This is a genomic window from Arthrobacter sp. FW306-1B-G06A (assembly GCF_058781765.1).
In genome coordinates, this window is the sequence record NZ_JBYSXB010000002.1 from 181,476 (window position 1) to 193,342 (window position 11,867).

At 64.1% G+C, this 11,867-nt stretch carries 6 protein-coding genes; all 6 read left to right on the forward strand.

From position 1 onward, the window contains the following. The first annotated feature begins 4 nt into the window (after positions 1-4). The gene (locus AC3WJM_RS01880; protein ID WP_492271085.1) at positions 5-2,770 is read left to right on the forward strand and encodes a PAS domain S-box protein; all 2,766 of its coding nucleotides are present in this window, start codon (positions 5-7) and stop codon (positions 2,768-2,770) included. A 404-nt stretch (positions 2,771-3,174) separates the two neighbouring features. After that, on the forward strand, positions 3,175-4,167 hold the full coding sequence (locus AC3WJM_RS01885) for a hypothetical protein (RefSeq protein ID WP_492271086.1): 993 nt from the start codon (positions 3,175-3,177) through the stop codon (positions 4,165-4,167). Between the two features lie 275 nt (positions 4,168-4,442). Beyond that, positions 4,443-7,637 carry an efflux RND transporter permease subunit gene (locus AC3WJM_RS01890; protein WP_492271087.1) on the forward strand — a complete coding sequence of 1,065 codons (3,195 nt, stop codon included), beginning with the start codon at positions 4,443-4,445 and terminating at the stop codon, positions 7,635-7,637. Then, positions 7,634-8,098: a hypothetical protein gene (locus AC3WJM_RS01895; RefSeq protein WP_306959515.1), complete on the forward strand. Its 465-nt coding sequence runs from the start codon at positions 7,634-7,636 to the stop codon at positions 8,096-8,098. The genes AC3WJM_RS01890 and AC3WJM_RS01895 overlap by 4 nt, the downstream gene beginning before the upstream one ends. Position 8,099: 1 nt before the next feature. Next, on the forward strand, positions 8,100-11,276 hold the full coding sequence (locus AC3WJM_RS01900) for an efflux RND transporter permease subunit (protein WP_492271088.1): 3,177 nt from the start codon (positions 8,100-8,102) through the stop codon (positions 11,274-11,276). Positions 11,277-11,352: 76 nt separating this feature from the next. Beyond that, positions 11,353-11,867: DUF222 domain-containing protein (locus tag AC3WJM_RS01905; protein ID WP_492271089.1), on the forward strand; the 515-nt coding region annotated here is incomplete at its 3' end.

Below are 11,867 nucleotides of genomic sequence, written 5' to 3' on the forward strand. Positions count from 1 at the left end.
CGAAATGACAAACGAAATGCGGCCGCTGGATCAGTTCGGCTTTTTTGACGGCCTGGTCGAGGCCGTACCGGACGCCTTGCTGGTGATCGACGCAGACGGTCAGGTCACGTTCGGCAATGCCTATTCAGAGCAGCTCTTCGGTTATTCGCGTAGCGAACTGCTGGGCAAGCATTATGAGGTGCTGCTTCCGGCGCGGTTCGAGGGCCAAGGCGGCGCCATCCGGGACCTCTTTGCCCGTGATCCGGGAATACGCCGGGCCGGGACTGACCTGAAACTGTTCGGCCGCCACCGCGACGGCGCCGAGTTTCCCATTGAGGTCAGCTTTGCTCCCCTCGGCGTCGGGCCGGCCATGCAGCTCGTTGCCTCTATCCGCGAAGTAAGTGACCGCGTCCGCGTTGATGCCGAACTCCGCGATGCCCTCTCCCTTCTCAGCGCTACCCTTGAGTCCACGGCCGATGGCATCCTGGTTGTCGCGGCGGACGGAACTATCGCGGGGGCGAACGAGCGCTTTGCCGAGTTGTGGGGCATCCCCGCGGATCTCCTGGAGTCGCACGACGACGGCCGGCTGTTGGCTTTCGTCCTCGACCAGCTCACGGATCCCGACGGGTTCATAGGCAAGGTCCAGGAACTGTACGCCGATCCGGGGGCGGAGAGCCTGGACATGTTGGAATTCCGTGACGGGCGGACGTTTGAACGGTATTCCCGGCCCCAACAGGTCGGGGATGAGATCGTGGGACGGGTCTGGAGTTTCCGCGACGTCACTTCCCGTCAGCGCGCACAGGACCAGGCGCGGGAGGCACTCGCCCAAGTGGAGGGCCTGGCCGCAATTGTTGAGTCTTCGGCCGACGCGATCATCGGCATGACCCCCGCGGGCGTCATCACCAGCTGGAACCCTGGGGCGGAGAAACTGTACGGATACACTGCCGCTGAAGCGACCGGGCAGAACGTACAGCTCCTCATTCCGGACTACCTCCAAGCCGAGGACGAGGTGTTCACCGCCGTCCAGAATGGTGGCCAGGCCCGTAGCTTCGAGACGGACCGGATGCGCAAGGACGGGTCCATCGTGCCTGTGTCCCTCACGGTCTCCCCGATCCGCGGCGACCACGGAGTCACCGGAATTGCGAGCATCGGGCAGGACATTACCGCCCGGCGTGCCGCCGAAGCGGACCTGTTGGCAGCCAGGGAGGCCGCCCTGGAATCGAGCAGGTTGAAGTCCGAGTTCCTCGCGACGATGAGCCATGAGATCCGCACCCCCATGAACGGGGTCATCGGCTTGACAACGCTGTTGTTGGACACGCCGCTGGATGAAACGCAACGCAAGTACGCCGAAGGGGTCCAGACCGCTGCCGGAGCTCTATTGACCCTGATTAACGACATCCTGGACTTCTCGAAGTTGGAAGCGGGGAAGATCGACCTGGACATCACGCCCTTCGATCCGCAGGACGTGATGGAGGAAGTGGCGTCGCTCCTGGCCGAAGCAGCCCAGGGCAAAGGCTTGGAACTCATCGCGTACTGCCACCCCGATGTTCCCGCGCAATTGGCCGGTGATGCCGGCCGGATCCGGCAAATCCTATTGAACCTGGCTTCGAACGCCGTAAAATTCACCGCGTCCGGTGAAGTTGCCATCCGGGTAACCATCGCAGACAAAGACGCAAGAACAGCGCTTGTTCGATTCGAAGTCAGCGATACCGGCATTGGTATCGACGCCGCGGATCACTTGCGCTTGTTCGATTCGTTCTCCCAAGCAGATGCATCCACCACGCGTCGGTACGGTGGAACCGGGCTGGGGTTGGCCATCTGCCGGCGCCTGACGGAAGTGATGGGCGGGGACATCGGCTTGACCAGTACCCCTGGTGAGGGAAGCACGTTCTGGTTCTCCCTCCGATTGCCGCTCGCCAAGGAACCCGGGCGGGTTCCCGCCCGCACTGTCCCTGGCCCACTGGCGGGTCTGCGCGTTTTGGTGGTCGACGATAATGCCACCAACAGGTTGGTGTTGGAGTCGCAATTGAACACATGGGGGCTGCGACCGGACCCGGTTGCCGACGCGCGTACGGCGCTCGACCGGTCACGGAAGGCAGCCGCCGCAGGGAAACCCTTCGACATTGCCGTGCTCGACATGTGCATGCCGGACATGGACGGCCTCGAGCTTGCCCACGAGCTCTCGAAGGATCCAGGCTTGCGGGGCATCCGCCTTATGATGCTGACCTCCGCGTCCCAGGTATCCAAGCCCGATATGGCCGGCGCGGGAATCAGCGAATGGCTCACGAAACCCGTACGCGGTTCGGAACTCTACGACCGCCTGGTGCGACTGGCAGCGGGCAATGCGGCGACCGGACCGGCGTCCGCACTTGCACGGCCACCGAGGCCGGACAGGCCCTCCAAAGGTAGGATCCTTGTGGTGGAGGACAACGCGGTGAACCAGCTCGTCGCCTGCGAAATGGTTGCCAAGCTGGGCTACGAAGCCGAGGTCGCTGCCGATGGCGCCGAGGCTGTCTCCGCCATCGCCGCCCGCTCCTATGCGGCTGTGCTCATGGATTGCCACATGCCCGTCATGGACGGCTTCGAGGCCACCAGGAGCATCCGGGTGCAGGAGAACGGCTCTGTCCGCCTGCCCATCATCGCCATGACCGCAGGAGCCCAGGACGAAGACCGCGAGCGCTGCCTCGCAGCCGGCATGGATGATTACCTCAGCAAACCAGTCGATCTGGCCGGCCTGGAAGAAGCCCTCAATCGCTGGGTTCCCCGTGCGGTCCCTTCATCGGGCATTTGATCACGGGGTGCTTACGTAGGATTCTCCGCGTGTTCGGCGGCCCGTGCCTGGAAAACGAGTAGGCGGCACTCGTGCCTACGGGCCGGGAAAGATGTTGAATTAATACAGGAACACATCCGCGGCTTGAAACAGACCAGCCGGCCCTCCGGGACCGGCGTTGGACGGGGCCGACGGCGGGAGTGCCCCTGGAGCCCGGGGCTCGGGGCGCTCTACCCCAGACGCCGCCGGCCCCCCGGGTGCCCAAGGGAACGCCCTTCGCCACATCGGGTTTGTGCGCCGTCTGTTCTTTTTCCGTGCCGGCCGGAGCACAATTGAGAAATGTTGGACCGTGGGCGGTGCGGCATGAAAACCTCTCCCGCTGTCCCGGCCCTCCTTTCATCAGCCTGTTGTGAAAGGACACCGAGATGTTCCAGCCAAGCAAACGACTCACAGCGTTGGGTTCTGCACTCGTGCTGTTTCTGGCAATGTCCGCGGTGGCGTCGTGTTCCGGGCCAAGCGGTACGCCTTCCCCGGCCACGTCGAACGGGCCCCTGACAGGGCCGACGTCGGGATCTGCCCCGCCGACTGCTACCCCGACGGCGACCACGGACGCCGCAGAGTTCTGCGGGGCCGGGTCCGCCATCCACTACGACCGCTCGGCCTTCCAGCCGGCGCCAAGGATTGACAACAAGTGGTTTCCACTGAAGCCCGGCATGCAGTACACGACCAAGGGCATGGTGAAGAGTGCCGACGGCACCACCGAGCGCACGGTGGTCCACTCGGTGACCGGACTGACAAAAGTGATTGACGGCGTGAAGACCCTCGTGATGTGGGACCGTGACTACTACGACGGGCAGCTCGTGGAATCCGAGCTGGCCTTCTTTGCCCAGACGGAAAAGGGAGCTGTCTGGCTCTTCGGGGAGTATCCGGAAGAGTACGAGAACGGCACTTTCACCGGCGCGCCCCGCACTTTCATTCACGGCATTTCCAAGGCCCAGGCAGGGATCGCCATGCAGGATCAGCCGGTGACCGGTACCCCGGAGTACGTCCAAGCCCACGCACCCGATGTGGGCTTCCTGGATTGTGGAACTGTCTTCAAGCAGCATGAGCGGGTATGCGTACCGGCCGCGTGCTACGACGATGTGTTGACCGTTGATGAGTACAATCCGCTGGAACCGTCCGTTGGCCACCAGCAAAAACTCTATTCAGCGGGCACGGGGCTGGTGAAAGTGACAGCGGTTGGCGGCGCGGACCAGGAGTCGTTGGACCTCATCAAAGCGGAGGCGCTCGCGGACTCCGCCCTGACTGAGATCAATCGGCAGGCGTTGGAATTGGACGGGCACGCCTACCAGGTCAGTGCGAGTGTTTACGGAACGACCCCCCGCGCCGAGGTTGCGACACCGGGCTCCAGCGGCTAGTTCTTGCGTATACCACTATCACTTGTGAATGGACGAAAAATTCCCTGTCATTATCCTGAGAATCCTTGCATTGAGCGTTGACCCAAGGTTCGGCCGGGGCTCATGATTGACGTACACGTCTGGGGGCGCTTTGGCACTGTTCCAAGGAGCGGCGTGGTGGACAGGTACCGGGGATCTAACATTTTCAGCGGGCACTCACCGGACATCGATTCTGGGGTGTCTCCTCCCCGCTACGGCTTCTCCACCTTCACACCCAAGGAGCCGGGTGACCGGCCATGATGGGCACGGTCCTCCGGTGGGTACTCCAGTTCCGGTTTCTGGTCCTGGCCGTGGCGGTGGGGATCCTGGGTTTCGGCTTCACGAGCCTGCCGGGCATGGCAGTGGATGCCTTCCCGGAGTTCGCACCTCCACAGGTCGAAATCCAGACTGAGGCCCTGGGGCTCTCCGCCGCGGAGGTTGAACAACTGATCACCTCCCCCATGGAGGCAGACCTGTTGAACGGTGTGGCGTGGGTGGAAGCCATTCATTCCAAATCCGTCCCCGGCCTGTCATCAATCCAGATGGTGTTCAAGCCGGGGACCGACCTTTTCCGGGCCCGCCAGCTTGTGTCTGAGCGTTTGACCCAAGCACGCGCCTTGCCGAACGTGTCTGCCGCACCCGTCCTGATGCAGCCCCTCTCATCGACGAGCCGGGTCATGATGATCCGGCTGACCTCCAAAGAGATGTCGGCCATAGACATGTCTGTTCTGGCCCGCTGGACCTTGAAGCCCGGACTCCTGGCGGTGCCCGGCGTCGCGAACGTGGCTATCTGGGGCCTCCGCGACCAGCAGCTGCAGGTCCTGGTCGATCCTGGGGAACTTGAGGCCAAGGGCGTGACGCTCGACGAGGTCATTACGACTACCGGCAATGCGGTCTGGGTGTCGCCTTTGAGTTACCTTGAGGCGTCCACACCCGGTACCGGCGGCTTCCTGGAGACGGGCCACCAGCGGCTTGGAGTGCAGCACGTCCTGCCAATCACCACGCCAGAGGATCTGGGCCAAGTCAGCCTGGAAGGGCCGGCCGGAAAGCTGGTGTTGGGCGATGTTGCACACGTCGTGACCGATCACCAGCCGCTGATCGGGGATGCACTCTCCGGCAAGGATGCCGAACTGCTCCTGGTCATCGAAAAGTTCCCGGAGACGAACACAAGGGATGTGACCCGGGGCATCGATGATGCGCTCCACGCTCTCCAGCCAGGCTTGTCCGGTGTCACTATCGACACCACCGTCTACCGGCAGGCAGCGTTCATCGAAGAAGAGGTAGGCACGCTTGGTGTCGCACTGCTTGTCTCGCTCGTGTTGACAGCCACCATGTTTGGCGCGTTCTTCCGCTCCTGGCGCACCGCCGTCATCAGCCTGATCACGATTCCGGTCTCCCTGACGGCGGCGGCCTTGGTGCTGTACCTACGAGGCACCGGGATGAACACCATGGTCCTCGCCGGCATGGTCCTGGCCTTGGCCGTCATCGTCGGAGACGTCGCCGAGGACCTCTATGGCGCAGTCCGAACTGGCAGGGCACGCGTCGCGTCCGACGTCGGGTCCGGCGCCGCGTCCGGCGCGTCCGGCGTCGGGACCGCGCAATTGAGTGACACCTTGGTGACGGCGTCCCTGCGCGCAGTGCGAACGCCGATTCTCTATTCCCTGCTCATCATGGCGTTGTCTGTGCTCCCCGTGTTCTTCGTGCCGGGCGAGGACGGAGCGCTCTTCGGCCCGCTGCTCCTTTCCTACCTGCTCACCTTGGCTGTCGCGATGATCGTGGCTCTAACGGTAACCGCGGCGCTGGTCTTCGTCCTGCCCGTCGGCCGGACCACCGCACGCGAAGGACGCACCCTGAGCCGGGTCCACACCGGGTACGGCCGTGCGTTGTCCGGGACAGCGGGAAAGGGCCGGTGGGTACTCGCGGGCGCCGCAGCCTTCGCCCTCGCCGGACTTGCCCTCGCCCCCCAGTTAGCCAGCGGCCGTCCGACAGTGCCTGTCCTGCCGGACAAGACCCTCGTGGTGCAGTGGAGTGCGATCGCTGGCACCTCGGACCAGGAAATGACGCGGATCACTGATGCGGCCGCCCAGGAGCTCCGGACACTCCCGGGCGTGGTCAATGTGGGGGGACACATCGGGCGCGCCATCACCTCGGACCAGGTGGGCGACATCAGCGCCGGGGAGCTTTGGGTGACAGTTTCCGCGGAGGCCTCCTACCGCGACACGGCGGCGGCCGTCCAGCACGTGGTGAATGGGTACCCGGGGCTGACCAGCAAAGTATCCACGTACCCGCAACAGAGGATCGAGCAGATCCAACAGGCCGCCGACCCCGGGTTTACCGTCCGGGTTTACGGCCTGGATATGGCCACCCTCCGTCAGAAGGCAGAGGAGGTGCGGCAAATCCTGGCCCGGACCGACGGCGTCGTCAATCCCCATGTCGACGCGCCCACCCAACAACCGATCGTCGAGGTCCAGGTTGACCTGACCGCGGCCCAGAAAGCGGGCGTCATACCCGGCGATGTCAGGCGCGCCGCCGCAGCGCTGCTGCAGGGAATCGAAGTCGGCAACATATACCAGCAACAAAAAGTCTTCTCGGTGATCGTCAAAGGAACTCCGTCCACCAGGAACAGCCTTACCAGCGTCCGCGAGCTGCTGATCGATACCCCCGGCGGAGGTCACGTACGCCTCGGCGACGTTGCACACGTCAACATGGTCGGGAACGAGGCTGTGATTCTGCACGATGACACTTCGCGCCGGATCGATGTGAAGGCTGATATTCAAGGGCGCGCCCTCAACGACGTTCAGCAGGACATCGAGAAGGGCCTCCAGCAACTGCAGTTCCCGCTCTCGTACCATGCGGAAATCCTCACCAAGTACGCAGAACAGCAGAACAGCGCCCGGTGGCTGTGGCTGCTGGCAGCGGTCGCCGGGGCCGGAATCCTGGTGCTTCTCCAGACGGCGCTGGGAAGCTGGCGACTGGGTGCGACGGTCTTCCTGGGCTTGATTGCCGCGCTCTCGGGCGGAGTGCTCGCTGCGCAGATGACGGGCGGAATCAACTCCTTGGTCTCGCTTCCTGCATTCTCGGCCCTCCTGGGCATTGCCGCACGTGGATCCATCCTCTTCATTCGGCACGCCCGAAGCTTGGGGTCCGAGGACAGTCCTGCCTTTGGCCCCGCGCTCGTGATCCGAAGCGCGCGGGACCGGTTGATGCCCGTGCTGATGTCGGCCCTGATAACGGCTCTTGGCCTGCTGCCGCTCGTGCTCATGGGTGGCGTGGTCGGAACGGAAATCATCCAACCGCTCGTCATCATCATTTGGGGCGGGCTGCTGACCACGACCCTTTTCCTGCTATTTGTCTTGCCCGCGCTGTTGCTTGGATTCGGACCGGAACCGGCGCCCAGGACCGCACCCCGGAACGATCCGCTGCTCCGGGCACAGAGCGAGGACGCACCATGAAGAAGTTAGCTTCGCGGCAGGGCCGCAGCACGAAAGTCCTGATCGCCCTGGTGGTCGCCGCTTTGCTGACGCTTTCACTGCCGGCCTGTTCCCAGCCGCAAGCCGAAGCCGTGCCTGCCGCCGACGCCCCTGCCACCGTGGAGGAAGTCCCGGGGACCGACCTGCACCGCGTCACCCTGACGGAACGCGCCGTCGAACGTCTGGGGCTAAAGACCGGGACGGCGTCGTCGGGTCCACAAGGGAAGCTGACCGTCCCCTACGGGGCGATCCTGTACGACAGCCAGGGCAGGACCTGGGTCTACACGAATCCGGAGCTCCGCGTGTATGTCCGCCAGTCGGTAAGTATCGAGCGAATCGCCGGCGAAGCCGCATTGCTGAAGGAGGGTCCGCCGATCGGCACGGTGGTGGTCACGCTAGGGGCCGAGGAATTGTTCGGCGAGGAATTCGATACGGCCCACTGAGATGCGTTGGATCATAGGCATCAGCCTCAAATTCAGGACAGTGGTTGTTGCACTGGCCTGCGCGGTGATGCTGTTGGGCTCAGTGCAATTGAGCTCGGCGTCCATCGATGTCTTTCCGGAATTCGCGCCCCCGCGCGTGGAAATCCAGACGGCCTGCCTCGGCCTGACCGCGCAGGAAGTGGAAGAACTGGTCAGCGTACCGATCGAGGCTTCCCTGAGCGGCATGCCCGGCCTTGATGAGCTGCGCTCCAAGTCCGTCCCGCAGCTGTCCTCGATCGTGCTCATCTTCAAGCAGGGTACCGATTTGCTGAACGCCCGCCAGGTGGTCTCGGAACGGATGGCGGCAGTGACATCCGCTCTGCCGACGTGGGCGGCTCCGCCGGTCATGCTTCAGCCGCTGTCGTCGACGAGCCGCGTGATGAAGATTGGCATGACCTCCTCCAGCCGGTCCCTGATCGAGATGTCCATGCTCTCCTACTGGACGATCCGCGCCCGGTTGCTCCGGGTACCCGGAGTGGCCAACGTCGCCATCTGGGGTGAAAGGCTCCAGATGCTGCAGGTCCAGGTGCAGCCGGACCGGCTCAAGGCTGAAAATGTTTCGCTCAACGAGGTCATGGAAGTCACCGCGGGAGCCGTGGACGCCGGCCTCCTGAAGTACTCCCCCGGCCGGTTCATCGGCACGGGAGGCTTCATCGACAGTCCGAATCAAAGAATGGGCGTCCAGCATGTCCAGGCCGTTTCGAGCCCAGCGGACCTGGCACAGGTCACCATCAGGGAAAAGGACGGCGTCGCGCTGCACCTGGGCGACGTGGCCAAGGTCGTTGAAGACCATCAGCCGCTCATCGGCGACGCTGTCATCAACAACGGGCACGGGCTCATGCTCATCGTCGAAAAGCTCCCCTGGGGCAACACCCTCGATGTGACCAAGGGAGTTGAGGACGCCCTCCGCCAGCTCCAGCCAGGGTTGAGTGGAATCACCTTTGACACCACCATCTTCCGTCCGGCGAGCTTCATCGAGGAGGCGATTTCCAACCTCAGCCTCGCGCTGCTCCTGGGCTGCCTCCTGGTTGTGATGATCCTCGGCGCCTTCCTCTTCCAGTGGCGCACCGCGCTGATCAGCCTTGTGGCCATTCCGCTCTCCCTCCTGACGGCGGCGCTCGTGCTGTACTTCACGGCGAGCTCCATCAACACCATGGTCTTGGCGGGGCTTGTCATCGCCGTGGGTGTGGTCGTCGACGACGCGATCATCGACGTCGAAAACATCATGCGCCGGCTCAGACAACATAGGGCCCTGGGCAGCGGCGAACCAACGGCCTCGGTGGTGCTCAGGGCCTCCCTGGAAATGCGAAGTCCCATTGTCTACGCGACCCTGATCATCGTCGTCGCGGCCGTTCCCATTTTCTTCCTCGACGGACTGACCGGTGTCTTTTTCCGGCCGCTGGCTGTCTCCTATACCTTGGCCGTCCTCGCCTCGATGCTGGTCGCGCTGACGGTGACACCGGCCCTGGCCCTGATCCTGCTCGGCAACGCGAAACTGGAGCAGCGCGATCCTCCACTGGTCCGGGTGCTCAAGCGCGGATATCACGCCATTTTGTCCCGGACCATGAACCGGCCCCGCTACGGCTACGCCGGTTTCGGCGCCGTCGCTCTCGCGGGGCTGGTGATCGCTCCGTTGCTGGGCCAGTCCTTGTTCCCCACCTTCAAGGAACGGGACTTCCTGATGCACTGGGTCGCAGAGCCCGGCACTTCGGCAGCGGAGGAATACCGCATCTCACAAAGGGGCTGTGAGGAGCTCCTCAAGGTGCCCGGGGTCCTGAACTGCGGTACCCACATCGGCCAGGCGTTCACCGCAGACGAAATCGTCGGCGTCAACGCCGGGGAAAACTGGATCAGCATCGACCGCCACGCCGACTACGAAAAAACGGTGGCAGCTGTCCAGGAGGTCGTCGACGGCTATCCGGGCCTGCACCGCGACGTCCAGACTTACCTGAAAGAGAGGATCGAAGAGGTCCTGACCGGCTCCAGCGAACCAATCCTGGTCCGGGTCTACGGGGACGACCTGAACGTGCTGCGGGACCAGGCCCAGAAGATCAAGTCCATCCTTGACCATATCCAGGGCACCAATGAACCCCACGTTTCCCTGGAAGTCGAGGTACCGCAGATCACGGTCAAGGTGGACCTTGCCGCAGCGCAAAAGTACGGGCTGAAACCCGGCGACGTGAGGCGGGCAGCCGCGACACTCGTGGCCGGGGAAGAAGTAGGCGACGTCTTCCGGGACGGACGCGCCTACGACGTCCAAGTCTGGAGCACCCCGGAGACCCGCGCCAGCGTCACCAGTATCGAGGACCTGCCGATCGACACCCCCGGGGGACAGCGCGTCCGGCTGGCCGACGTCGCCGCCGTCAGCGTGCAATCGACACCCAACCTCATTGACCGCACCAACGGATCCCGCCGGGTTGAGGTCGGTTCCTTTATCGATCAGGGGGCAGACCTCGGGACCGTTGTCCGCACGCTCCAGGAACGCCTCGAAGACATGAAGCTGCCGCCGGGTTACAGCGTCCAACTCCTCGGTGAGTACACGGAACGCCAGGCGGCCACCGAACGCCTGACGATCTTCGCCGTGGCGGCCCTGGCCCTGATCTTCCTGTTCCTGCAAGCGTCGTTCCGGAGCTGGCGGCTGGCCCTGCTCGCGCTGCTGACGCTCCCCATCGCCCTGGTCGGCGGGGTTTTCGCTGCCTACGTGACCGGCGGGGTCCTCTCGCTTGGCTCACTCGTCGGTTTCCTCACGGTGATGGGCATCGCAGCCCGCAACGGGATCCTGCTCATCAGCCACTGCCAGCATCTGGAAAGGAACGAGGACGAAGCCTTCGGCCGCGCCCTCGTGTTGCGCGGAGCGGCGGAACGGCTTTCCCCGATCCTCATGACCACCTTGGCTACCGGACTTGCCTTGGTGCCTTTGGTGGTTATGGGAAATATCCCGGGCCACGAAATTGAACACCCCATGGCCGTGGTCATTCTGGGCGGACTCGTCACGTCCACCCTGCTCAATTTGTTCATTGTCCCCTCGCTCTACCTCCGCTTCGCAAAAGCAGGGTCCCGTGATCCACGGGAGGCACTCACGTTCCTTTTCCGGAGATTCAGGCGAGTGGTTCCTTCCCGAGCGCAGGAACCTAGCTAGCCGATTCTGCCTCGCCCACGCGTCCCAGCCCTGTCGCCAAGGCTAAATTGTCGGTGCCTCCTGCGATGCTGTGGGTATGGATCGAAGGACAACGTGGAGTGCGGAGAGCAGGGCGGCCGTGGAGGCCGTTGCCGCGTCCGTCGCCGCGTTTGCCTCCTTCACCCGCGACGCCGGTTCTTCCGAGACCGCCGATCCGCTCCGGGATCGGGCGGATGCTTGCCTGGACGGCCTCGCCGAAGTGGCCCGGCTGGAGGCCCGGACCGCCGCGCTGAAAGCGAGGCTCGCCGCGGACTACGCCCAGGCGGCCAGGGCCCTGGCGCCGGCGTCCTCGCCTCGGGAGTCCACCGCCCACGAGCTCGCCCTGGTCGCCGAGCTCGCCTGTGTCCTGACCGTCAGCGAACGAACCGCCGCAGCCCTCCTGGCCGAATCCCGGGCATTGACCACGGAACTGCCGCTGACCCTGGCCGCCCTCGAGTCCGGGTCGATCTCCTGGCAGCATGCCCGGATCATCGTCGATGAAACCGACGGCCTGGGCCCGGCCGCAGCAGCGGCCCTTGAAGCGCACTTCCTGGACCCCGACGCCCCCAACCC